Origin of the sequence: Streptomyces zagrosensis, assembly GCF_014203645.1 — a bacterium.
GTDB classification, from domain to species: domain Bacteria; phylum Actinomycetota; class Actinomycetes; order Streptomycetales; family Streptomycetaceae; genus Streptomyces; species Streptomyces zagrosensis.
Genome location: NZ_JACHJL010000012.1, coordinates 197,237 through 221,771, shown reverse-complemented (window position 1 = coordinate 221,771; position 24,535 = coordinate 197,237). Strand labels below are relative to the sequence as shown.

Here is a 24,535-nt window from a genome sequence, read left to right as displayed (position 1 = left end):
CAGATCAGTAGTTGGAGTGGAAGCGGACCTGGGTAGCGGCTTCGCCGCCTCCCTGCACCAGCTCGGCACGTACCTTGACTTCGGTCTCGCCGAACTTCATGAAGGTCCGCACTCCGCGCTCCGTGCGGTCGAAGCGCATGACCGGGCCGAGATCGATGGTGACCTCGGCCAGCTGGTCGCAGCCATCGTCGGTGACGTATCGGGGCTCGGCATCCCCGGTGGCGTAGACACCAAACGTGATCCTCTTTTGGTCGTCGAACATCGGGAAGATCACGTGGCACACCTCGGCGTCCGTCGGCACTGACTGCCCGGCTGTGGCGAAGACGTTGAACCGGTCCACGCAACGCTCCCCGTGCGGTGCGCTCACGCGGGACGATTCGGGGTCAACACCCTCTTCAAAGGCCATGGCGGTGTCGATGCCGTAGGTGAACCGGCTGCGGCGGGCACGGATCTGAGGGTCGTAGCAGAAGTGGACGGCACCGGCCAGCACGGCGATGTCGGGGTTCGGCGGCACGACGATCGTGGCCCGGGCCGAGAAGCGCTCCTTGATGGCCTGTTGGAGGTAGGGCGAGTTACTGAAGCCGCCAGCGAGGACGATCACGTTGGGGACATCAGGGTCGCCTTGCGTGGATTCCATCTCGGTCAGCTGAGCCTCGATGAGGCCAAGCGTCCCCGGTACGACGGTGTCGAAGAGTGCGTGCAGTTGTGCCGGGGTGAAGACGAGGGCGTCATCGACCTTGTTCTGGCGGCGGGCCAGCCGACGCCGACCAGTTGCTCCCATCTTTCGGTCGATCCCGGTGGGGATGAGGAGGTTGATGTTCTCCTCCTGGTCGAGCCTCACTGCTACCTTGGCTCGTTCCCACTGGTCGATCATGTGCAGCAGGGCATCGGGGCACTCTTCGCGGATGCCTTCCATGACGTCCTTGCCGAAAGCTTCGAGAATGTACTCGCTCTCGATACGCCGGTTGAGGAAGTCGGAGCCGAGACGGTCACCCAGGGAGCGCCCGATCTCGATCATCTTGCCGTCCTGGTCGTTCTGGTAGGCAGTGATGTCGACCGTGCCACCACCGCAGTCGACAACCATGAAGCGAGCACCGGGGGCCACCAGTGGGGGCCCGTCGTCTCCCGTGCGTGCTCCGGATACGCGGGCGTAGTGGGCTGCGGCTTCGGGTTCGAGTGAGAGCAGGACCCGGCCGTCTTCGCCGGGCAACCCGGCGTTCTTGATCACATCGCGGTAGATGGCCTTCTGATAGTCGGTGAAGCAGGCGGGCACCGTGATAACCCAGCGGATGTCGTCCTCGTCGTAGCCGCTCGCGGTGATCTGGTGAAGCATCGTCTGCACGACCTGGCGGAGCAGCATCGTGAGCAGGTTCGTGGTCAGGAGGTCCCGGGAGCTCACGCCGCAGGCGTTGTCGGTCCGTCCGGACTCGGCGGCGTCGTCCGCCGGGTCTGCGCTCGCCTCCGACCTGGTGGCTTCCTCCAGTGTGCCGAGGTCCATTTTGAAGCCGTGGTAGTACCTGGCTCCCGCGGTGCGCAGGGCCATGCCCTGGGTGAGCCACATCCGGCGAGCCTCGAAGCCCCAAGCGATCATCTCGCCTCTGGCGTCCAGGAGGAGTGCCGAGAGGTTTTTCACAGTGGGACTCGGCTGCGATTCCCAGCTGTTGAAGAAATGGAACTTTCGTGTTTCGGGAGCGTCGTTTTCCGGTGAAGCCGTTGTCCAGCCTCCACCGATCGCGTGGGTCCCGATATCTACTGCGGCGAAGACGCGCGCGTTGAACACTGGGCGTTTCCTTACTCGGATGGCGCCGCAGGATGAGCTCCCCCGGCGGGTCCGCCAGAGGCGGAGCAGTAAAGATGTCCCAGCAGGAGGCTGCACCCTTCAACCTCCGACCCCGACGGGGGCGCTAGGTTCACCCAAGCAGACCAACCCTGGTGTGCAACTTTGCGCATTGTTCATTTCTGCGCAGCGCGGCGGCCCCGAGCACTCCGGGAACTGCTCTACGCTGCCGCGCATGGAACTTGACACGCGCAACATGTGCGCGCCGGGGCCCCCTACCTGGATCGCACCGCCAGCGAAACCGACGACCGAAGCATTGATCCGGGCCAAGCTCACGGAATATCGGAACAAGTGCAGAGAACGGGATCGTCTGATCCTGGAGGCGAAGCAAGGCGGTCTCACAGAGGTGGCCATCGCCGAGCTTTCAGGGCACTCTCGCAACACGGTGCGGAGTGTCCTGAGAAACCACGGAGTCTCCTAAGAAGTCGTTTAGGCCGACGCCCGCCGGGTTGGCCTTCAAATAGACCAGCGCCTTGGTGCGCTGCGGCGGGCAGAGGCAGGCAAAGTTCCGCAACCGCTGGTACGCCCGGTAGGTCTTGCGCTCCACGCGGTTCACGCCGTCCCCGAGCCCGAGCAGGAACTCGTCGACCGCGCCAGCCAACTACGCCATCGTCGCGCCCTGGACGTCTACCGCCTGAGGAACAGAGTGGGGCCGCGCCCGACGGGCCACCTGTATGCCACCGCTTACGGAGGCCACGGTCTCAAGGTCGAGCAGGTCGCTGCCGGAAAGTCGGTAGCGAACGAGGTCGATCAAGCGCCTGTGCTCACGCATGGCATGCACGTCATAGCGAGTGAAGTCACCAGCGATGCAGATGAGGCGCAGGCTGCTCCACAGGACCTGGGACGCGGCCGTCGCTCCCAGGCGGTCGCGAACCACCTGCTCGAACTCGGGGCGGTGGTCTCTCAACCAGGGCAGGTAGAACAGGCCCTGGTTGATGACCTGTTGACTGAACTAGTAGCGGAGTTTCCGCAGGTCAGTGACCTTGTGGGAGGAGCGTCGTTGAGTCGGCCATGGAGGCATCGCGAGACCTGGCGGCCCTGTCTGTCCCTCTGGTCGGGGAACTGGTGGCCATGGATGGTCCGTGGGATCCCTACCGGCTCATCGACCCCGCCGAGGAGCCGGTTGAAGGAGCACATGCATTCCTGCGGGACCTGCAAGGAGCCGGTCGCTCGGCGGCGACGGCCCGTTCCTACGGGATGGATCTGCTGCGCTGGTTCCGTTTCCTCTGGGCTGTCGAGGTGCCGTGGGACCGAGCGAGCCGCATTGAGGTGAGGGACTTCTCCCGCTGGCTTCAGGTCGCCGGGCAGCCGAGGCGTCCGCACTGGCGACGTCCGAGCGATGCGGGCCGGTGGGCGGCAGGGGGCAAGCCGTACGCCCCGTCGGTGTGGGCGCACAGTGAGACGGTGTTGCGGAGTTTCTACGACTTCCACCGCGACATCGGTACAGGGCCGGTCCTGAACCCTTTCCTGCTGGACCGATCACGTCGCGGCCGGCGAGCTCATGCTCACCGCAACCCGATGGACCCGCCCCGCAATGAACGCACCGGGCTCTACCGGCCGAGAGTGCCCAAGCGGGTGCCCCGCAGTGTCTCCGACGAGGAGTTCAACGAGATTTTCGCCCGGCTCCCGTCGCACCGGGACAGGGTCCTGGTCGCCTTCTACGTCTCCACCGGCGCGCGTGCGAGCGAACTGCTCAGCACCTGGCAGGCCGGTGCCGATCCGGGGCGCCAGCTGATCTCGGTGGTCCGTAAGGGCGCCGGCGAGGTCCAGGAAATGCCCGCTTCGACCGACGCGTTCGTTTGGCTGCGGCTCTACCAGCTGGAGATGGACGATGTGATCCCGCGCGGGCGGCGCCTCCCGCTGTGGTGGACATTGCGCTCGCCGTCGAGGCCACTGACCTACCACGCGGTTCATCGCATGTTCGAGCGGGCGAATGCCAAGGCGGGGACGTCCGCGACGCTGCACGCGCTGCGGCACACCGCCGCCTACCGGATGGCCGAGGACCCGACTCTCCCACTCACCGATGTCCAGTTCGTCCTCGGTCACGCTCAGTTGACCACACCACAGCTTTACCTCACGCCTCGCAAGGAGGTGGTGATCCGGCGGCTGCTAGCCCACCATGCTGAGCAGACACGGCAGGCAGCCGCCCGCATCGCTCCACCTCCGGCAGCCGACTACCGGCCGGAAAGTCTCGATGTGCTGTTCGGAACCGGTACCCGATGACCATCACCTCGTCGCCGAGCGCCAGCCGCCGCACACCGGCTGCTGGACTGGAGCCTCAACTCACCCGCGCCATGGTCGCCCGGCAGCGCTTCCCCGCCCGCAGTGTTCCCGACAACTGGCCGGGCACCGAGCGCTCCCCCGAGGCAGCCCGTTTGCTGTCCCGTCCGCCCTACACGCTGGAGAACGCCAGCAGCGAACTGCACCACAAGCACGGCATCGTCCTGGTGCTGGACTGGCTGGAAGATCAGCCCGGGCAGACTTGGCAGGAGCGGTGGAAGGCCAGCGGCATCGAGCAGGCCGGTGCCGCCTGGCGGCCGGTGATCAAGCAATGGCTTCACGAGCGCGGCCTGAGAGCAGATTGGCGCATGCCGGTGGTGGGCCGGGCCCTGACAACGGTGATCAGTGCTGAGCTGCTGCGGCCTTCGGTGGACTGGCTGGCCGCCGGGGCCAGCCGCCAAGGAGTGCTGGTCCGCTCCATGGCGCACAGCCGAGACCCAGACGGATTTGAGCGCCTGCGAGAGCTGGGTGCTCAAGCTCAAGGCGTGCGGCCGGGCGCCGTCACTACAACGCTCTGCCGCAGCGCCCTTATTCTCGCGGCGAAGGGCGGAACGATCGCCGACATCACCGTCGGCGACGTTCTGGAACTTCTTGAGACCCAAGCCGTGGTGCTCAAGCGGGCGATGGTGGGGACTGAGATGTTCTATCGGCTGCTTCACCAGTTCGGAGCCCTCGGAGGGGCTGCCCCGCGGAATCTGCGCGAGGTCCGCTACCTGGGACAACGGACCCCGGAGGAGCTGATCGACCGCTACGGCCTACGCTGCCGTGCTGTCCGTGACCTGCTGGTGGACTATCTCCGTGAACGTCAGCCCGCGCTGGACTACAACAGCTTGAAGTCCCTCTCCTACCACCTGGGCAAACGCTTCTGGCAGGACATCGAGCACCACCACCCCGACGCCGACGGCCTCCGCCTCGCCTCGGACGTCATCGGGCAGTGGAAGCAGAGGATCCGCACCAAGGACAAGACCGTCACCACCCCCGATGGCCTCCGCACGAGCGTCAAGGTCGAGAGGCTCAACCACCGGGACACGCTCACCCAGGTGCGGGCCTTCTACCTCGACATCGCTCAGTGGGCCCTGGAAGACCCCGGCCGCTGGGGCCCGTGGGTGGCACCGAGCCCGGTGAGGGCTGACGAGTTGGAGAACCGCAAAGTACAACGACGGCGCAAGGCCAGGATGGACGCCCGCACCCGCGAGCGCCTGCCGGTCCTGCCCATCCTCGTCCGCTCGGTCGACCAGCGCCGCAGATACGCAGCCGCGGTACTGGAAGCCGCCCGGAATGCCGACCCGGCGAAGCAATCACCGCTGCCGGTCAGCGACTCGTACGCGCCGTGGTTCCGCACGGAACGGCCGGCCGGATCTGGGCCGAGGACCCACACACCGGAAAGCGCCGCGATCTGGGACTTCAGGACGAGCGCGCCTTCTGGACCTGGGCCGTAGTCGAGGTCCTGCGGGCCACCGGCATCCGCATCGAGGAGCTGCTGGAACTCAGCCACCACAGCCTGGTCCAGTACCGGCTGCCCACCACCGGTGAACTCATCCCCCTTCTACAGATCATTCTGTCCAAGACGGACACCGAGCGGCTCCTGCTCGTCAGCCCCGAGCTCGCCGACGCCCTCAGCGCGATCATCTGCCGAGTCCGGAACACCACCGGCGCCGTTCCCCTGGTCCCCTCCTACGACCGAGGCGAATGCGCGTGGCAGGAGGCCGCCCCACTGCTGTTCCAACGGCGCATCTGCGGAGAGGACCGGGCGTTCACCGACAAAACCGTCCGCACCATGCTGGACCAGGCGCTCATCGACACCGGGCTGACCGACGCCGCCGGCGAACCACTCCGTTACACACCGCACGACTTCCGCCGGCTGTTCATCACCGATGCCATCCTCAACGGACTGCCGCTGCATATCGCCCAGGTGATCGCAGGTCACCAGGACATCAACGTGACTCTCGGCTACAAGGCCGCCTACCCCGAGGAGGCGATCCAGGCGCACATGGCCTTCCTGGCCCGCCGCCGGTCCCTTCGCCCAAGCGAGGGATACCGCGTCCCCACCGACGATGAATGGCAGGAATTCCTCGGCCACTTCGAGCGCCGCAAAGTCTCCATCGGTGCATGCGGCCGCGCTTTCGGCACCCCCTGCATCCATGAGCATGCCTGCGTGCGCTGCCCGATGCTCTGGCCCGACCCCGCCCAGCGTGACCGGCTCGTCGAGATCCGAGACAACCTCCTCGCCCGCGTTGCCGAGGCCGAACGCGAAGGATGGCTCGGCGAGGTGGAAGGGCTCCAGGTGAGCCTTGCCGGGGCGGAGGACAAACTCGCCCAGCTTGATGCTGAGCAGACTCGGCGTGGCACTGCCGTCGACCTCGGGATGCCCACCTTCGCCCAGATCGCGATCCGCACCGGTGACGTTGAGGAGCCCGCTCCATGATTCGTCCGATCACCGACGAACCGGTCCACCGCCGTGGAGCAGGCGGAGGCCGATCGCATCGACAGACCAAGGAACAGCGCTGCCGCCTGCCGCAGATCCGAAGTGTGGTCCGGATCACCTGTTGCCTCTCGTGAGTGCTGAAGACGGTAGAGAGGTGGTTGTCGTTGAGTGAGGGGAAGAGCAGACGTGGATGTGTATGAAGCTGTGGACACTCGCCGGGCTGTGCGGGCGTTCAGCGATGAGCCGGTATCCAAAGAGATACTCGAACGTGTGATGGCCGCAGCGACGCGGGCTCCGTCGAGCGGAAACCTCCAGCCGTGGCATGTGTATGTCGTGACCGGCGAGCCCTTGGCCGAGCTGAAGAGGCGCGCAACGGCCAGGGCACTGACGGGAGACCCGGGGGATGAGCGGGAGTATCCGATGTACCCGGCCGAACTGCCCTCGCCGTATGTGGACCGTTTCTCCGCCGCGGCTGCCCAGCGGTACAAGGCGCTGGGGATCGAGCGCGACGACCCCGACAGGCCCAAGAAGATCGCCGCCTTGAACTCGGAGGCATTCGGAGCACCGGTCGTACTGTTCTGCTACCTCGACCGGACGATGGGGCCCGGGCAGTGGGGGGACGCGGGGATGCACTTGCAGACGGTCATGCTGTTACTGCGGGCGGAAGGGCTGCACAGCTGCCCTCAGGTGATGTGGACGATGTATCGCAAGACTGTCAGCCAGATCGTCGGAGCCGATGACGGGCTCGTGCTGTTCTGCGGTGTCTCGGTGGGATTCGAGAAGGAGGGCGTGCCACGGCTGCGTACCGGGCGGGCTGACATGACAGAAACAGTGAGCTTCATCGGAGGGTGACCGGGCATGTCGGTCTGGCGTCGGCCCGGATCCTCTCAACTCGTAGTTCAGAGAAGATGCCGGCGTCGACACCGCGTTTGTACTCGACAATGACCGGCGATCCGTTCTCGTCCAGCCCGAGCGAGTCGATCCTGCCTCCGTGCACCGGTCCGGTGCTGTACTCGCTCGCCAGGAACCGGACGCCCAGCAGCGTCTCCATGTGCGTCTCGACGAACCCCTGCACGTCGGCTTCGATCTCAGCAAGACGCGGCATGACCTCCGTGATGCCGCTATTCGTCACGTCCGTGCAGTACAGCTTCAGGACCGTCACCTTCCCCTACTCGGCTCGGAGACCATCAACGCCGAGTAAGGGCGGAATTGTTTCCGCGAACATCTTCGGACCTGTGAAGTTGACACTGGAAGGCTCGTCCGGGCCATCGGCCGCCAGATGGCACCTGCCGTCACACTCGATCGACGCCCGCAGACCTCCTCGCCCTGCTAACGGTCAATCGGCAGTCCCACGGGCGATCCAGCGCGACACCGGTCCTCACGTGGGCAGAAGGAGCCGTGATCTGCTGCGGACGGCAGGCGAATAGCCCCCTCCACGAATCAGCATCGGAGGGCCCGAAGCCACCGCATTACGAAGCGCCGCCGGGGTTACGCGGCGAAGGGACGTGGGTGTTGGTCCCGTCGCCTCCTTGTCGCTCATGCTGAGGCTCGCTACCCGACACAGCCCAGGCAATGGCAATCGCAGCAAACGCCGCCAGCCATTGCGCTTGAGGCTTGGTGGCGCTCGCAACTGCTCGCCCGTTCATATACATGGTGAGCAGCCCTGTGAGGGTCCGCCACCGGCAGCGCGCTGCAACTGTAGAAGGGAGATATGCGGAACGATTCATGAGGCCCTCCGGCCGGGTAAGCACGGTCGAGCGCCGTGGTCTCTGAATTCTGCCCACGGATTCAGACCACAACGTCACGACACGCCAGCCGTTCGGCTCAATGCCGGGCCGAAGGAAGGTCGGCACCCAACCTGGCCGCCAACCCTCCCTCAACCCGATAAGGGTAATAATCAGCAAAAATCAGAAGCCACTGCGCTGTTGCAATCCCTCCAGGGCGAGCAACAACCCCTTGCCACCGAAGTAAGCAGGGCGCGAGCATGATAGTCCGGCAGCTTCGGTTTCGCGCATTCGCATAGCCCGATCGTCATTCTCTTCGACTCGGCCGCCAGCCCACCCGGAGCATCACATCATTCCCCCACGCAACCAACCTGCGCCCACCTGCCCTGCACCAACGCCACGCGGGCCTGCGGCAACTCATTGGTAATGCAGACCCGCAGGTCAAGCTGATTTGCTCAGATTCATCTCCGCAGAACACACTGCTGACTGTGCCGACCGGGCTCTGGTGGCCTCCGCACCACGCCAAGATCATCAACGCCCTCACGCGACCTCTTAACACACAAGAACCGTTCGGGTGAGAAGTGTCGAGAAATGACCAGTGGTCAGGTTGTCCTATCTACCCTGCACGTCGTGCCAGTTAGCAGGGTCTGGCGCGAAGATCCGCATACCTTCGGTAGGTTTCGCATGCGCATAAGAGTCGACGTCGTCACAGACGCTTCCCGGTTGAAGTGGGACGACGTGCACCAGCCTGCACGTGGGGTTGTCTACGGGTTGCTGGAGGAGCACGATCCGGTCCTCGCCCGCTCGTTGCACGACGAGGGGTGGGGTGGCCATCCGCTCAAGCCGGTCGGGGTGGCCGGTCCGCAGTTCAGGGGAGCTCCACGGAAGCGGGGGGTCTACACCACCTCGCCCCAGGGATCGGTGTGGTTCGGGTCGCCAGTGCCGGAGATCGCCGCAGCGCTGGTCTCAGCGCTGGCTCGCCGGACGGAGATCGTCTGGGGGACTGCCCTCCTGCGTATCCAAGGGTTCACCGTCGAGATCGATGTGCCTACACCCGTCGAAGGGGCCGTCGATTTGACGACAGCGACCCCCGTCGTCCTGCGCCACGAAGGCCGCGAGTTGTTGCCCGGTGACGCGCACTACATCGAGCGACTGGAGCACAACCTCAGCCATAAGGCTGACGTGTTGGGGCTCCCCGCTCCCCGTGGTCTGCGGGTTCTGGAAGCGGGGCCTCGGAGGCGGTTTTCAGTGCGAGGGGCTCCACGGGTCGGGGCCCAGGTGCGCGTGGCGATGGAGGCCGATCCGCGGTTCGTGGACGCCATTCGGTCGTGGGGGCTCGGCTTGGACACGGTGCAGGGCTTCGGATGGGTCCGGTGAGCAGCGGGGCCCTGACGGCGACCGGGCACCCATTGCAGCGCGCCGGGGCATGGGCCGTGGCCGTCATCGCTGGGAAGAAGCGACCCGAGCACGTGACGTCGGAGGATCTCGACGGCGTCGCCTGTTCCGTGCTGACCGATGTCGTGCATTGCGCCGTCGCGGCGAAGACGGACAAGGCGTACGACTGGTGGAAGGTCTTGTTCGCCCTCTATCCGAATTCCAAGGCGACGCATGCTGGTCGGTCTCGTGACAAGGCCCTTCTCTCGGAGGCGCTGGGGCCGATGTTCGCCTCGGGCGGCGACGCGGAAACCCCGGCTCCCTGTACCTTCTGCGGTGCCCCGGCATCGGTTCTGTGGGCCAAGTCGATGCTGCCCCTCTTCGACACCAACAAGGCGCTGAACTCCTTGCCGCCGGGGTTGCGTGGCTGGCCCGTGTGTCGGGGTTGCCGGGTCGCCATGTGGGCTCTTCCGTACGGGGCGTGGGTCACCGCGGGCTCGGCGACGGTGCTGTCGTGTGAAACCCCGGCTGCCGAATACGAGTTCGCGGCACGGAACGTGAGGCGGGCTCGGCGTATCGCGCAGGTCGGCTTCTCTGGTCTGGGCGCGAGTGCTCGTCCGGAGTTGGTCGCGCTGCGGGCGCTGCGCGCAGTCGAGGGGGGCATGTCGGGCACGACCCTGTGGAGCTTCAAGAACGACAACCAGGAGCCGTGGCTGCGCGTGTCTCGGACGCGGCGGGCGGTGCCGCGCTTCCTCGCCACCGTGGACGGCAACAAGAGCCTGCGCCGGGGGTGGCGGCTGCTGGAGCTGGCCCTCACCCAGCGGGACCGCGACGGCAGGGTCTCTGTTGAGGGGGTCGGCGAGGCGGCACGTCTGGTCTTCGAGGCCGAGGACGGGCGCAGCCGTTCCCTCGTGTCGCAGGTTCACCGGTTGCTGTGGGACACCGATCGGTGGACCGGTGGGGATCGTGCGGCCCTCACCCGGCTCGCTTTCCGTTACGAGAAGGAGGTACACGGCATGGAGCCGGACCTGAAAGGCGTGGCGATCTTGATCGCCGATTGGATCGAGCACGGAAGCGGCAGCCCGCGCGGCCGGTTGGCGGAGTACCGCAACGCCGGGCTGAGCGGCTACCGACTCGGCCAGCTCCTCTACCAGGCGGGGTACCGGCTGAAGCTGGACGGGCGGAAGGTCGAAGTTGATCCGGCAGCGTGGCAACCGTTGCTCGGAAAGCAGTTCCGTGCCTGGGAGCACCGCATGCTGTTGGGGGCCGAGGTGTTGCGCGTTCTCGGTGAGCGCGGCGTCGAGGTCGCTGAGCCGCCCGACGATCCGCGGGAGCGGGAGCGAGTCGAGGCGCTGTTGGAGCAGCCGGTGTTGGTGGCGGATGACGAGCACTACTTCGGAGGGGCGTAATGGCTTATCTGGCAGGCAAGATGTTGGTTTCCGTGGAGGCCGGTGCCCCGAACAACGGCAAGGGCGAGGACACCACGGCTCGGGTGAAGTACGCGACCGTACGCGGTCGTCGTCACCCTTATGTCTCCGCTCAGGCCGTGCGTCGTTGGATTCGGGACGGGATGGTGGAGCGGGGTGTGCCCGCGTCGCCCGTGACCCGGGTGGGCAAGGCGCAGAACCGGGCGCAGAAGGCCAATACGGATGCCGATCCGATCACGTACGCCGATGATGATCTGTTCGGGTACATGCGCGCGGGTGCGAAGAAGGACGATGCCGCGACGACGCTCCGTGACAGCCCGTTTATGTTGGGCACGCTGATGTCGGTGGCGCCGATGCACCCGACGGAGGACTTCGGGGTGATGTCGCGCGGGGTTAGTGAGCCCGTGCTGCACGGGCACGAGTTCTACACCGCCGATCTCGCCGCTCCGTTCCTGCTCGACCTGCCGCGGATCGGCACGTTCACGTTGCCGAACTCCGATGGTGTGGGGCGGCCGAACTACCTCAGCCAGGAGCAGGCCCTCCAGGTCGCCCAGGCCGCGGCGCTGGGTGCCGGCACCGAGGTGTTCCGCGGTCAGGGCGCGGTGCGGCTGCCGGTCGAGCAGCGCCGTCATCGGGCCGCGCTGCTGCTGGAGGCGATCGCCCAACTCAGCGGTGGTGCCAAGCAGGCACTGCATTACGGGGACCGGGTCCCGTCCCTGATCGTCATGGTGCCGTTCAAGGGCGGTGTCAATCCGCTCGCGCACGTGATCGCCGGCGATGAGGACGGCCTGGTGGTACGGGGCGATGTCCTGCGCAAGGAGTTGGCCGCGTGGGACGGGGAGTGGGAGCCGCCCGTGCGGGTGGGGTGGCGGCCTGGGTTCCGTGACGATCTGCGGGTGGATTTCGAGAAGGTGTGTGCGCAGGAGATCGCCGACGGCACCGTCGTCGTGGACCATCCGCGGACGGTCCTGCTCGGTCTGGCGTCCGAGATGCGCGACGGCGCGTGGGACGCCTGGTTCGACGACGCGGCCCGGTGACCGGGGTGTCGTACGCCGAGTCGCTTCGGGCGTGGAGGCTGACGTTCTGCGCGCCCGTCGCGTCCTTCCGGGACCCGTTCTTCCCCGGGCTCACCCGGGGGCTTCCGGTGCCGCCGCCCTCTACGGTGCGCGGCCTGCTCGCCGCGGCCACCGGAGCCCCTTACGAGTCGCTGGCCTTTGCCATGGTTGCCTGGTCGGAGGGTGAGGGGGTGGACGCGGAGACGTACCACCCGATCGACGCGGGCGGGGCCAATCCCGCGATCTCGGGGCGGGTGCGCGCGGGCAAGGGCGGGATGACGCTGCGCGTGCGTCCCTTCCTCGCGGATGTACATCTGACGGTGTGGCTGCCGGGGGCGGAGGGTGAACGCATCGCCCGGGCGTTCCGGCGGCCGGTGTGGGGGCTTCGGCTGGGCCGATCGCAGGATCTGGTCCACCTCCAGGAGCGCGTCGAGGTCGCCCTCGTACCGGCCGCGGAGGCGGTCGTGGGGTCAGCCCTGGCGCCGACCGCCGGTCACGACGTGCCGTACGCGACGGCGCACCGGATGGCCGCGTCCATCTCGACAGATCGTCTGACCAGCCGTTGGGCGGACTACCAGTGGTGCGACAGCCCAGCAGGGCGCTACCCGGTCCGGGGCGCCTACGAGGACACCAGCTACCAGCGGGAGGGACAGGCCCTGTGGCTACTAGACCCGTAACAGGCCCACCGCGGCGGGGCTCCCTCAGCGGCCTGCGGGCGAAGTCCACGCCGGCCCACGACCGGGAGCGGCTGACCACCCACTCCCGTGCGGTCCATGCCGCGGTGGGCCCGATCCAGGATCGGGTGGGGAACGCGGGCATCCTCGCTGACGCGCCCGCCTTCTGGTCGCGCGTACGGCGGGCCGCGCTCCTGCACGACGCCGGGAAGGTCGCCGAGGGATTTCAGCGCCAGGTGGACATCGGGGGCGTTCCGTGGGGCGAGCGTCACGAGGTGCTGTCCCTGGCCTACGTCGATCTGCTCGCCGAAGCCGCTGGGTGGACCGGGGAGGATCGTCTGATGGTGGCGACGCTCGTGGCCACTCATCATCGCGCCCTGCTCAGCGGCGACGGCGGCGGCCACGGGAGCAAGCCGGCCCTGAGTCGGCAGTACAACAAGGAGACCGACTGGAACGACGCGTTCGGCACCAGTTCTGACGTACGGACGGGCGAGACGGTGCCGCAGGTGCCGCGCTTTTTGCACCGGGAGTGGTTGGCGTGGCTCTGCGGCTATCTGGCGGCGGACCCGCCCACGACTTCCCCCGGGGACCCACCATTGGCGCATCGCGCGCGGGACATGTTGGAGGAGCTGCTGAACGTTTGGCGGCAGCCCGTCAAACCCCACCAGGGATTACTGGCGGTCCTCGCGCAGGGCGCGCTCACGCTGGCCGACCGGTCGGGGTCCGCGCACGTCCCCCTTCAGACCCACATGCCGTTGGCGTCCGACTACCTGGCCCGGCTGCCGTACGAACCCCATGCCCACCAGCGGCGGGCCGCTGAATCCTCGGGGCACTTGGTGCTGGTCGCGCCCACCGGGAGCGGTAAGACCGAGGCCGGCCTCGCGTGGGCGGCCGGCCAGATGGCGAGGATGCCCGGTCTCCCGCGTGTGGTGTGGACCCTGCCGTACAGGGCGTCGCTCAACGCGATCCGCCGCCGCTTCGCCGAGAGCCTTATTCCCGCGCCAGGCGAGCGGAGCGCGGACATCGGGCTGCTGCATGGCACCGTTGCCCAAACGCTTCTCGCCGAGGCGCTGGAAGACGACTGTGCCGCTGGGGACCCGCACAGCGAGCCGACGGCGGACCAAGCGCGAAAGGCACGGGCGCAGGCGAGCGCGATGCGGCTGTTCACCCATCGGCTACGGGTCGCCACCCCGCACCAACTCCTCAGCGGGGCCGTCGCCGGGCCGACGTACTCCTCCGTGCTACTCGAACAGGCGAATGCCCTCTTCGTTCTGGACGAGCTGCACGCGTACGAGCCCGACACCTTCGGGCGGCTCTGCGCGGCGATGCGGCTGTGGGAGCGGCTCGGCAGTCGATTCGCCGTGCTGTCGGCAACGCTGGCCCACCCCATGGTCGAGATCATCGAGGAGAGCGTCGAGCAGCCGGTCACCGTTCATCGCGCGCCGGCGGGTACGAGCCCCGTACGGCACCGTCTCGTGCTGGACCAGCGCCCCCTTGATGCCCCGGAGAGTATCGAAGCGCTGCGGGGGCAGTTGCGGGAGGGGCGCAGCGTCCTCGTCGTGGCGAACACGGTCGCCCGCGCTCAGGATCTGTTCGAGCAGCTCGCCGAGGACGCGCGGGAGGCCAGCCCCGGCCACTCCAGCCCGGCCCTCTTGCTGCACTCGCGCTTCAAGAACGGTGACCGAGACGCCATCGAGAAGGCCCTGCTGCGTCGCCATCCCGAGCGCCGGAAGGGTGACTGCGCGCGTCGGGGCGGGCTGGTGGTCGCCACCCAGGTGGTGGAGGTGTCCCTCCAACTCGATCTCGATCGCGGGGCCGTGGAGTGCGCCCCAGCCGAGGCGGTCGCCCAACGCGCGGGCCGGGTGAACCGGCGCGGGCTGCACCCCGAGGGGCCGGTCGATTTTCGTGTCCACCCGGTCGGGAAGCCCAACCCGTATCCCCGGGGCGCGATGGACGCCTCATGGGAAGCGCTCAGAAGCCTCGTCGCCGATGGCGCGACCACGCTCAGCGAGCAGGACATCGACGAACTACTCAGGCGGGCGTACGACACCAAGTGGGGGCAGGAGTGGGCGCAGGAGGCTCGCCGACAGCGGGACGAGTTCACCGCGAGCTTTCTGACCTTCCCCGACCCCTTCCACGACCGGAGCGAGTTCGCACACGCTCTGACCAAGGCGTTCGACAGCGTCGAGGTACTCCACCACGAGGACAAAGCCGCCTACCAGGCCCTGACCAGAGGGAAGTCGGGCGACGCTCTCCTGGCCTCCCGACTTCTGATCCCGCTGCGCCTGGGGCAGTTGACGGCCTTCGCCTGCACCTACGACCCGTACCTGAAAGTCCACATCAGTCAGGGCGTGTACGACAACGTCCTCGGCCTGCGCCCGCTGGCCAGCCAGGAGACCATCCTGTGAGCCCCGACCCCGATCCCGACCTGCCGGCCGACGACGAGACCGCCGTCGGCGGCGTCCACATCAAGTACCTCATCCACTGCCCGCGACAGCTTTGGCTCTACGCCCGCGGCTACCGCCCCGAGCAGCGAAGCGACCTGGTCGCCTTCGGTGAGGTGGTGGACGACACCACCTTCACCCGGCGTCGCGACGTCGACCTCGGCGAGGCGAAGATCGACTGGGTGACGACCGGAGCCGTCGTCCACGAGACGAAGTCCTCCCGGGCCCCGGCACCCGGGCACAGCGCTCAGGTACGGCACTACTGCCTGCTGCTGGAGCGCCGGGGCGTCAACGTCCGAGGCGGCGTCGTGCACTACCCCCTCATCCGCCGTACGACGGACGTCGTCTGGGACGACCAGGCCCGCGCCGAAGCAGAGGAAACGGAGGCGAAGGCACAAGCCGTCATCGCCGCATCCACGGCTCCCGAGCGTCTACTTCGCGGCAAGTGCCGTGGATGTTCCTACCTCGACTACTGCTGGGGAGACTGATGCCCGCCGTCGGCCGTACGTACTGGCTGACCGAACCCTGCCGAATCCGCCGCGAGGACAACAGCGTCCGCATCGAGCGCCCGGACGGCAGCCCGGTCCGTATCCCCATCACCGACATCCGCGACCTGGTCGTCTTCGACCACGTCGACGTCAACACCTCAGCGCTGTCGCTGCTCAGCCGCAACGGCGTTGCCGTGCACGTCCTCGACCACTACGGCAACCACGCCGGGCACTTCAGCCCCGCCGAGTCCATGTCGTCGGCGACGGCCGTACGACGCCAGGTCGAAATCACAGCGGATGCGGAACAACGGCTCGCGATCAGCCGCTCTCTCGTACTGGCTACCGCGGAGAATCTGCGATGGGCACTCGACACCGATCTGCTCGACTCCGCGCTGGAGTCGCTGAAAGACGCCCTGCCCACATGTCTGTCCAATGACGCGATCATGGGCCAGGAAGGCAACTTCCGGCGTACGACCTGGGCCGTGCTCGACAGCCGACTGCCACCGTGGCTCCGGATGAACGGCCGCTCGCGGCGCCCACCAACGAACGCGGGCAACGCCTTCATCAGCTACCTCAACGCCCTGACATACGCACGCGTGCTGACCGCCCTGCGGAGCACCCCCCTGCACCCGGCGATCGGCTTCCTCCACGCGGACACCGACCGCCGCAGGAACACCCTCGCCCTGGACCTGGCCGAGCCCTTCAAGCCACTGTTCGCAGAACGCCTACTACGCCGCTCGGCCAGCCAGAAACACCTGAAGGAAAGCGACTTCGAAACCGATGTCGGTCGCGCCTCACTCAGCAAGGACGGCCGCAAGAAGATCGCCGCACTGGTGCGGGAAGAACTCGCGACAACAGTCCACCACCGGGGCCTCAAACGCCAGGTGAGCTACGAGGAACTGATCCACCTGGAAGCCCTGAAAGTCGTACGACTCTGCCTCGAAGGCACACCGTACAAACCGTTCCGACCGTGGTGGTGAGCGCTCGTGTTCGTCATCCTCGTATACGACACCGCTGTAGAACGCAATCCGAAAGTGCTGAAGACCTGCCGCAAGTACCTGCACTGGACGCAGCGGAGCGTCTTCCAGGGCGAACTGTCCGCAGCGCAGTACAGGGCCCTGATGGCAGCGCTGGGCAGCGTGATCGACCCGGCGTACGACAGCATCGTCACCTACAGGGCCCGCTCACCCGACATGGTCGAGTCAGCGACCCTCGGAGTCGCGCTCGGCGGGCCCGGAGACATCCTCTGACCTGCGCAGATGCATCACCGCCGGACTACTGCAGAATCGCGGCGCGCAGGCTTTCGCAGAAGCCTTCCGACCTGGGGTTTTACCCTCGGGTCGTCATCAGCCCAGGAGGGTTCGCAACACGCGGGCAGCACGGGGTTGGGCTTGGTGATGGGGAGTCGTCATCAGCCCAGGAGGGTTCGCAACCTCGCCGCTCCACGCGGGGCGGTGGCCCTGGGCCGTCGTCATCAGCCCAGGAGGGTTCGCAACTACAGGACGTGATGTCCGACCTGCCCCGCCTGGAAGTCGTCATCAGCCCAGGAGGGTTCGCAACGCCGCCGGGGGCAGCATCACCGACCCTCTGGTCTTTGGTCGTCATCAGCCCAGGAGGGTTCGCAACCAAGCTCTGTGTGATGCCCTGTTTTGAGGCGTTCCAGTCGTCATCAGCCCAGGAGGGTTCGCAACTGATTGAAGCGGCGCAGGACGCGCCGGCCCCCGAGGTGTCGTCATCAGCCCAGGAGGGTTCGCAACCGTTCGTCTCCTTCTTTGCTACGGCCTGTGTTGAGGTCGTCATCAGCCCAGGAGGGTTCGCAACCCAGTGACCACGCGCATGCCCTGGCCGGTCCCGCTAGTCGTCATCAGCCCAGGAGGGTTCGCAACGTGGGCATGCTGGTGGCGCTCAGCCGTTGAAGGCTGGTCGTCATCAGCCCAGGAGGGTTCGCAACTCCTGCGTCATCACCACCACGCTGATCAGCGCCTCGGTCGTCATCAGCCCAGGAGGGTTCGCAACGCGGCCCCGGGCAGGGGCGTGCCCGCGGTGTAGTCCGTCGTCATCAGCCCAGGAGGGTTCGCAACGACGCCCTTTGGTGGGCAAACCGCATGGCTGACCAGGTCGTCATCAGCCCAGGAGGGTTCGCAACACGACGCCCTCACCGGCCTCGCGTTCGCCACCGACGTCGTCATCAGCCCAGGAGGGTTCGCAACACGCGGCCGTCCAAGTCGCCCACGCCCTCGCAGTCCGTCGTCATCAGCCCAGGAGGGTTCGCAACGTCGCAGCCGCTAGGAGTGCGGCCACCGCAGCCACCGTCGGCATCAGCCCAGGAGGGTTCGCAACGCGCGGTGTGCGTAGGAGCCGGCCGCGGCGGCGGAGGTCGTCATCAGCCCAGGAGGGTTCGCAACGTGTGCGCGAAGGCGGTGACCAGGCCCACGCCGTCCGGTCGTCATCAGCCCAGGAGGGTTCGCAACGACCGTACGGTCACCGGCACCACTGGGGTGATCGCCCGTCGTCATCAGCCCAGGAGGGTTCGCAACCGGAGCTGGGCTGGCTCGTACTCCAGCGCGGCGCGGGTCGTGTCGTCATCAGCCCAGGAGGGTTCGCAACGTCCGGTCCGGCATCCTCCAGGGCGCCGACATCACCGGTCGTCATCAGCCCAGGAGGGTTCGCAACTGGCGACGGCGGCCGGGTCGGAGAGCAGTGGCGCGGGTCGTCATCAGCCCAGGAGGGTTCGCAACCACCGCGTAGGCCGGTGCCGGCCGCCCGGGTGATGCGTCGTCATCAGCCCAGGAGGGTTCGCAACCTGTCCTTGCCGTAGCGGTTGAGCTTCGCGGCGCCGGTCGTCATCAGCCCAGGAGGGTTCGCAACCGCGTATGTAGGCGACCGCCCGGCGAATGGCCGTAGTCGTCATCAGCCCAGGAGGGTTCGCAACCTCAGCCACATGACCCCTCGCGAGGCGTGGCTGTTCTGTGTCGTCATCAGCCCAGGAGGGTTCGCAACTCGCGACCGATGACAACCTGGCCGCGCTCACAGGCGGGTCGTCATCAGCCCAGGAGGGTTCGCAACGTACGAGGACGTGCGGGTTCATGACTGGGAGGTCCTGTCGTCATCAGCCCAGGAGGGTTCGCAACCCCGCGCCCACGCACGCCGCCCCAGCTCCGGCCAGCCGTCGTCATCAGCCCAGGAGGGTTCGCAACAGGACTGCAAGATCTTCCCCCTACTCTCCGACCCCGCGTCGTCATCAGCCCAGGAGGGTTCGCAACATGACGACGACCTGCTCAGCGGCACTCAGGACCTGGGTCGTCATCAGCCCAGAAGGGTTCGCAACGCATGGCCCCGCTCCTCGGCGCCGAGTTGCAAGAGGTCGTCATCAGCCCAGGAGGGATCGCAACTCCAGGACGAACCGCACGTACGGGTCCATCCGGCCGGTCGTCATCAGCCCAGGAGGGTTCGCAACAGCACAAGATGTGGGTGTACGGCGTCGGCAGCTCGTCGTCATCAGCCTAGATGATCGATTCCAAGGGGTGGGCTGCGCGCATGAGGCGAGGGAGCCCAACGTCAGTGTGTGAAGACAGAGTTGGACTCCCTCGCGACCGCACTCTATGTGACGACCGACGACCTGCTGAAGGAGTTACCGCATCCCGCTCCGTGGCGTCCAGCGATCGGGATTGCTCCGCAGCTCAGTGATGCCGAGTTGGTCACGCTCGCGATGATGCAGGCCATGCTCGGCTTCACCTCCGAGGCCCGGTGGCTGCGGCACTCCCGTTCCCATCTGCGGCACCTCTTCCCGTACCTGCCTAAGCAGCCCGGCTACAACAAGCGCCTGCGCAAGGCCGCCGAGTTGCTTCGGCGGGTCACCCGGCTGCTGGCCACCGACACCACGGTGTGGAGCGACGACGTGTGGGTCGTGGACTCCACGCCGGTGGAGTGCGGCCGCTCCCGCGAGACCGTGAAACGCTCCGACCTGGCCGGATGGGCCGAGTACGGGTACTGCGCCAGCCACAGCCGCTTCTTGTGGGCCTGCACCTGGTCTGCACCTTGCAGGGCCTGCCCGTCGCCTTCGCCCTGACCGGGGCCAAGGCCGACGAATGCGAGACCCTGCTGGACCTCCTTGCCGCCGAGCCGGACCTCATCGCCGGCCGCCCCGGGCAGACCCTGATCGGCGACAAGAACTACTTCGGCCGCGCCTTCGAACGCGAACTCGCCGAGCAGGACATCCGCCTGCTGCGACCGGCCCGCAAGGACGAGCCGAGACGGCCCGGTGCGCCGCTGTACAAGCCGTTGCGGCAGGTCATCGAGTCGATCAACGAGACATTCAAGGGCCAACTCGACCTCGAACAACACCGCGGGCGCACCCCCGGCGGCGTCATCGCGCGCGTCATGCAGCGCATCCTCGCACTGACCGCCGCGATCTGGCACAACGACCACACCGGCCAGCCCATCCCGCGCTCCCTGACCGCCTATGATTCCTAATCTCGTTGTCAAGCAGCTGCCGTGACGGGTGGTATCGGCTCGTAGCACCGTCCGTCACGCAGCAGGGTCCACAGAACGTTGACGCGCCTTCGGGCGAGGGCGAGGACAGCCTGGGTGTGCCGCTTGCCCTCGGCGCGCTTGCCCTCGGCGCGCTTGCGGTCGTAGAAGCGGCGGGACTCGTCGCAGCAGCGGATGCTGATCAACGCCGAGGTATAGAAAACCCGTTGAAGACCTCGGCTGTATCTCTTGGGCCGGTGCAGATTCCCGCTGATCTTGCCAGAATCCCGGGGTGCCGGCGCGACGCCGGCGAACCCAGCAAGGCGGTCCGGAGTGCCGAAGGCCGTCATGTCCCCGCTGGTGGCAGCAAGGAATGCGGCGCCCAGCAGGGAGCCGATCCCGGGCATGCTGGCGATCACTTCGGCGTGCTTGTGTTCGCGAAACCGGGCCTCGATAAGCTTGTCGATCTCGGCGAGCTGTTCGTTGAGACGCATCACCTCCCTGACCAGGGTGTGAACGAGCTGGGCCGTCGGCTTCTCTCCGGTCACGCTGGTGTGCTGGCGCTCGGCGGCCGCCAGGGCCGTCTCGGTCAGCTGGGCAGCGCTGCGGACCTTGCGGTTGCGCAGCCAGGTCTCCAGCCGTTTGGCTCCGGTCCGGCGAAGGGCCGCCGGGGTCTGATAGCCGGTGAGCAGGACGAGAGGGCCCGCGTTGGTCAGGTCCAGGGCCCGCTCCAGGGCGGGGAAGATGCCGGTGAGGTGGCCACGCAGCCGGTTGATCGCACGGGTGCGGTCGTCGGTGAGGTCACGGCGGTGGACGGTGAGGATCTTGAGTTCGGTGACCAGTTCATCGCCGTGCCGAAGGGGGTGCAAGTCCCGCCGGATGCGGGCCTGGTCGGCAATGACCGCAGCGTCCTTGGCATCGGTCTTGCCCTCGCCCCGGTAGCCCTCGGAGGCCCGGTTGACGGCCATGCCAGGGATGTAGAGCGTGAGCTGACCGTGGTTGAGGAGCAGATCGATCAGCAGCGCGGCACCGCCGTCGGCCAGGTCGATGCCCCAGGTGACCTCGTCACCCAGGACGAGGACGTCAGCCAGGAGCCGCAGCAGCTCCGGCTCGTCATTGGCCACCCGCCGCGACAGCAGCCGCTTGCCGCCGCCATCGATCACCACGCAGTGGTGATGAGTCTTACCGGCGTCGATACCGGCCCAAATCGCTGTCACGCGCACTCTCCACGGGTCGCTTGCCTACCTGCACCACAGACGACCTCGCTGGCGAGTCCCTACTCAGCGATCAGATCGCACTTCCTAATCAGCAGCCGAGTCGTCGGGGGGGTCGGGCGGCGAATCGTAGGAAGCCACGGACGGCAGACCACTGAAAGCCACACCCGACACCCCTGGGTGAGCCAACCCTACGAATGGCTCGCTCATCCCGATCAACAAGGTAGGGACCACTGACCCCTTGGAATCGATCATCTAGGGGGGTTTGCAACCCGCGACGATGGGCAGCCGCGCGAGCCGGTTCCATGGCCGTCATCAGCCCAGGAAGGTTCGCAACGTGAGCTTCAGGTCGGTGAGGCCGCCCTGGACCAGGGTCGTCATCGGCCCAGGAGGGATCGCAGCGGCGTCGACCTGACCCGAGTGGCGCTCCAGGCCGCCGTCATATCAGCCCAGGTGGGTTCGCGACAAGCGGACGGTCTCCGTGAACAGGCCAAGTCGACCAGTCGACACTTGCCCGGGAGTGCTCGCAACACCTCGTGGGGCTCTCCGGTGTCCACCCTCGCCACCCACTGCCAGGTAGGACTCCACCTCGCAGCACTCACCCTTTGACTCCGTGAGCCTCAAGAAGATCATTGGCCGGCCACCGCTAGGAACCCACTCATCCCACATACGTCCCACAGACTCCAGGGATGATCGGGAGGAAGAGTGCGATTTAGCAGGTCAGACACTATAAATCACTGGACAGCGCAGGCGCCTTCTAAGCGCTTGGCCGCAGGTTCGAGTCCTGCCGGGGGCGCCATGCAGACGGGAAGCGTGCCCCGTCCGTCCGGCCGGCTTACAACGCCGCCGCGATGCGGGTCGTCGCGTCGACTGTGTCGGCGGCGAGTACTGGCGCAGGTCTCGCAGGACCTCGTCGAGCGACCTTTCTCGCTGTTCGTGACGGCGTTGTTCGGCCGCCTGAATCTCGGGAGGGGCTACGGCCGGCATCGCCCGTGCAGGCCAAAGCAACCGGGCGCTGCGAAGCCCATGTTCGCGGGCTGGAACGTCGCTGTACCCACCTTCGATGCGGCCCGCTCCGCACCCGACAGGACAGCGGTGAGCGGAGTGTCGGGCAAGGGCAGATGCGCCGGATGAGATCCCGCGCACGCAAGGGGGAGGGCTGCGTGCCCGGCCGGTCTACGGCCCCGGCCGTCCCCTCCACCGCTCTCGGGAGCAGAAAGAGCCGGCTGGCCCCACCGGACGAGATGGGGCCAGCCGGCTCACAAGCTGAGGAGCGGTCAGCTCACGGCAGGCGCACGGGTCAGCCGACCTGAGGCACGAGATCTGGCGTGGCCGCCGGTACGGGTACGGGGAGGCTGAGGGCCGTGCGGGGCTTGCCCGCCGGCGTGTGGCAGGTGAGGTCCTTGGTCGGGAGTTTGCCGGTGGTCAGGTAGCTGGTGGTGGGCTTGTCGGCACAGGAACCGCTGCCGTAGATGCCGTGGCCCTCGCCGTCGAGCACGGTGAGCATGCGGGAGCCCTTGAGCGCGCGGTGCGCGCCCTTGGCGCTGTCCAGTGGGGTCTGCGGGTCCCACTCGTTTTGCACGATGAGCGCGCCGATCTTGTTGTTGATCTCGGTGGCGGGCTCGCTGCCCTTGCTCCAGAACGCGCACGGCGTGATGTTCGACGCGATGTCGCCGTACAGCGGGTAGCGGGCCTTGTCGCGGATCGCGTCGCGGCGGTACTGCTCGGGGTCGCGCGGCCAGTCACGGCCTTCAGAGCACACCACCGCCCAGAAGCTCGTCGAGCCGTTGTCGCTGTTCTCTTCGCCGAACCGCGGCGGCGTCGGCCGCGTGATGGACCGCGGCACGCGGGGCGGCGTGGCCTCGCGACTGGCGGCGGCACGCTTCAGCTCGGCGATTGTCTCTGCGGCGGTGCGCACGTGAAAGAACATCGGGCGGTAGCCGCGAATCTCATCGGCGGTGACGGGCACGCCGTCGGCGATGATGGGCTCGTTTTCGGCACGCTTCACCAAGTCCCAGAAGGTGTCGCGGACCTTTTGCGGCGTGTCGCCGAGCCGGAACTCCTCGTCCCGCTTGGCGGTCCACTCGGTCCACCGGTCGAACGCCGGCTCGGCCCCCTCGGCCCAGACCTGGAGCATGCCGCGCCAGATCCGATGTGGGTCCACCGCGCTGTCCAGCACGAAGCGGTCTGTGCGCGAGGGGAACATCTGCATGTACACGGCGCCGAGGTAGGTGCCGTACGAGTAGCCGAGGTAGGAGATCTTCTTCTCCCCCAGCACGGCCCGGATCACGTCCAGGTCGCGGGCGGTGTTGCGGGTGGTTATGTGGCGCAGCTTGTCACCCTGCTGGGCCTCGCACTTGCGCGCGACCGTACGGGACCAGGCGACATCCTTAGCGAAAGTGGCCGGCTTGTACGGCCGCTCGGTGTCCTGCTCTTCGACGGTCAGCCCACAGGTCACCGGGGAGCTGTGGCCCACGCCGCGCGGATCGAACCCGATCAAGTCGAACTGGCTCTTCACGGGCTGGGGCAGCTGTGGCTCCAAGGCCACCGGCAGGTCAAGGCCCGCGCCGCCGGGCCCGCCCGGGTTGAGCAGCAGCACGCCGCGCCGCTCCGTGGTCGAGGCCGCCTTGATGCGGGATATCGCGATCTTGATCTTCTCGCCGTTCGGCTTCGCGTAATCGAGTGGCACCGTGATGTCGGCGCACTGCATCTTCGCCGAGGATTCGACGCTGCACCGGTGCCAACTGGGCTTTTGCTGTTCGTACTGCGCCAACGAGCGCGGGGCCGCATTGGCGGTAGCAGGCGCCAATGCGGGCACCAGAGCGGCGACAGCGCTCACCGCGAGGAGCGAGGCCAGGGGCCTATTGCACATGGGGTGTCCTTCGAGTCAGCAAAGAGACATGGGGGACTAACCGGACCAACCCTGACATGCGCCCTCGTACCGAAGAATCCGACTTCAGGCGCAACACCCCCTCCGCTCGGGGGGTGAGCCTTGCTCTGGAAGATCATTCTCGCGAAGTAGGTGACGTGGTGTCTGATGTGCGTTACTTGGGTCGCTTGTTGCATGTGCTCTCTGTGGCCCTCGCTCGGTGTGACGGGTTAGACGTTCCGTGCGGGCAGCGC

At 67.1% G+C, this 24,535-nt stretch carries 15 protein-coding genes, 3 pseudogenes and 1 CRISPR repeat array; of the genes and pseudogenes, 13 read left to right on the top strand and 5 right to left on the bottom strand.

The features are described from left to right. Positions 1-4: 4 nt before the first annotated feature. Together FHS42_RS22695 and FHS42_RS22690 are read right to left on the bottom strand one after the other, a co-directional pair. A complete protein-coding gene (locus FHS42_RS22695; RefSeq protein ID WP_184574767.1) occupies positions 5-1,633 on the bottom strand; it encodes an Hsp70 family protein in 1,629 nt (542 codons plus the stop codon). A 634-nt stretch (positions 1,634-2,267) separates the two neighbouring features. Next, positions 2,268-2,777, bottom strand: a pseudogene (locus tag FHS42_RS22690) (DUF5655 domain-containing protein); the annotation flags it as partial. Between the two features lie 71 nt (positions 2,778-2,848). On the opposite strand from FHS42_RS22690, the gene FHS42_RS22685 reads away from it, so the two are divergent. The 4 genes from FHS42_RS22685 (at position 2,849) to FHS42_RS22675 (ending at position 7,394) form a co-directional block, all read left to right on the top strand. Next, positions 2,849-4,060 (top strand): tyrosine-type recombinase/integrase, encoded by a 1,212-nt coding sequence (locus tag FHS42_RS22685; RefSeq protein WP_184574765.1) that lies wholly within the window; start codon positions 2,849-2,851, stop codon positions 4,058-4,060. Beyond that, positions 4,057-5,556 carry a hypothetical protein gene (locus FHS42_RS36280; RefSeq protein WP_221476756.1) on the top strand — a complete coding sequence of 500 codons (1,500 nt, stop codon included), beginning with the start codon at positions 4,057-4,059 and terminating at the stop codon, positions 5,554-5,556. Before FHS42_RS22685 ends, FHS42_RS36280 begins: the two co-directional genes overlap by 4 nt. After that, positions 5,448-6,542, top strand: coding sequence for a tyrosine-type recombinase/integrase (locus FHS42_RS36275; RefSeq protein WP_312866992.1), 1,095 nt, complete (start codon positions 5,448-5,450; stop codon positions 6,540-6,542). Before FHS42_RS36280 ends, FHS42_RS36275 begins: the two co-directional genes overlap by 109 nt. Positions 6,543-6,728: 186 nt before the next feature. Then, positions 6,729-7,394, top strand: a complete 666-nt coding sequence (locus FHS42_RS22675; RefSeq protein WP_184574763.1) for a nitroreductase — start codon at positions 6,729-6,731, stop codon at positions 7,392-7,394. Positions 7,395-7,440: 46 nt separating this feature from the next. On the opposite strand, the pseudogene FHS42_RS37370 reads toward FHS42_RS22675, so the two are convergent. Continuing rightward, positions 7,441-7,704 (bottom strand): annotated as a pseudogene (locus tag FHS42_RS37370) (DUF5655 domain-containing protein); the annotation flags it as partial. Positions 7,705-8,989: 1,285 nt separating this feature from the next. Between FHS42_RS37370 and cas6 the strand changes: the two are divergent. The 9 genes and pseudogenes from cas6 to FHS42_RS22625 all read left to right on the top strand — a co-directional run bounded on the left by cas6 (position 8,990) and on the right by FHS42_RS22625 (position 20,201). Continuing rightward, positions 8,990-9,643 carry a CRISPR-associated endoribonuclease Cas6 gene (gene cas6, locus FHS42_RS22665; protein ID WP_246495217.1) on the top strand — a complete coding sequence of 218 codons (654 nt, stop codon included), beginning with the start codon at positions 8,990-8,992 and terminating at the stop codon, positions 9,641-9,643. Continuing rightward, a complete protein-coding gene (locus tag FHS42_RS22660) occupies positions 9,640-11,049 on the top strand; it encodes a hypothetical protein (protein WP_312866991.1) in 1,410 nt (469 codons plus the stop codon). Before cas6 ends, FHS42_RS22660 begins: the two co-directional genes overlap by 4 nt. Further along, positions 11,049-12,104 carry a type I-B CRISPR-associated protein Cas7/Cst2/DevR gene (cas7i, locus tag FHS42_RS22655; protein WP_184574757.1) on the top strand — a complete coding sequence of 352 codons (1,056 nt, stop codon included), beginning with the start codon at positions 11,049-11,051 and terminating at the stop codon, positions 12,102-12,104. Before FHS42_RS22660 ends, cas7i begins: the two co-directional genes overlap by 1 nt. Further along, positions 12,101-12,799: a CRISPR-associated protein Cas5 gene (gene cas5, locus FHS42_RS22650; protein ID WP_312866990.1), complete on the top strand. Its 699-nt coding sequence runs from the start codon at positions 12,101-12,103 to the stop codon at positions 12,797-12,799. Before cas7i ends, cas5 begins: the two co-directional genes overlap by 4 nt. Then, positions 12,781-15,204: a CRISPR-associated helicase Cas3' gene (gene cas3 / locus FHS42_RS22645; RefSeq protein ID WP_184574753.1), complete on the top strand. Its 2,424-nt coding sequence runs from the start codon at positions 12,781-12,783 to the stop codon at positions 15,202-15,204. The genes cas5 and cas3 overlap by 19 nt, the downstream gene beginning before the upstream one ends. Then, positions 15,201-15,728, top strand: a complete 528-nt coding sequence (locus tag FHS42_RS22640; protein WP_312866989.1) for a CRISPR-associated protein Cas4 — start codon at positions 15,201-15,203, stop codon at positions 15,726-15,728. The genes cas3 and FHS42_RS22640 overlap by 4 nt, the downstream gene beginning before the upstream one ends. Continuing rightward, the gene (cas1b, locus tag FHS42_RS22635) at positions 15,728-16,708 is read left to right on the top strand and encodes a type I-B CRISPR-associated endonuclease Cas1b (RefSeq protein ID WP_184574751.1); all 981 of its coding nucleotides are present in this window, start codon (positions 15,728-15,730) and stop codon (positions 16,706-16,708) included. Before FHS42_RS22640 ends, cas1b begins: the two co-directional genes overlap by 1 nt. A 6-nt stretch (positions 16,709-16,714) precedes the next feature. Next, positions 16,715-16,978, top strand: coding sequence for a CRISPR-associated endonuclease Cas2 (gene cas2 / locus FHS42_RS22630; RefSeq protein ID WP_184574749.1), 264 nt, complete (start codon positions 16,715-16,717; stop codon positions 16,976-16,978). Positions 16,979-17,067: 89 nt separating this feature from the next. Next, positions 17,068-19,185: a CRISPR direct-repeat array (repeat unit 29 nt; unit sequence GTCGTCATCAGCCCAGGAGGGTTCGCAAC). Positions 19,186-19,293: 108 nt separating this feature from the next. Further along, a pseudogene (locus FHS42_RS22625) lies at positions 19,294-20,201 on the top strand (IS982 family transposase). A gap of 8 nt (positions 20,202-20,209) precedes the next feature. On the opposite strand, the gene FHS42_RS22620 reads toward FHS42_RS22625, so the two are convergent. Both FHS42_RS22620 and FHS42_RS22615 read right to left on the bottom strand, forming a co-directional pair. Continuing rightward, positions 20,210-21,415, bottom strand: a complete 1,206-nt coding sequence (locus FHS42_RS22620; protein ID WP_184574747.1) for an IS110 family RNA-guided transposase — start codon at positions 21,413-21,415, stop codon at positions 20,210-20,212. Positions 21,416-22,712: 1,297 nt separating this feature from the next. Further along, positions 22,713-24,284 carry an alpha/beta hydrolase gene (locus FHS42_RS22615; RefSeq protein ID WP_184574745.1) on the bottom strand — a complete coding sequence of 524 codons (1,572 nt, stop codon included), beginning with the start codon at positions 24,282-24,284 and terminating at the stop codon, positions 22,713-22,715. Between the last annotated feature and the right edge of the window lie 251 nt (positions 24,285-24,535).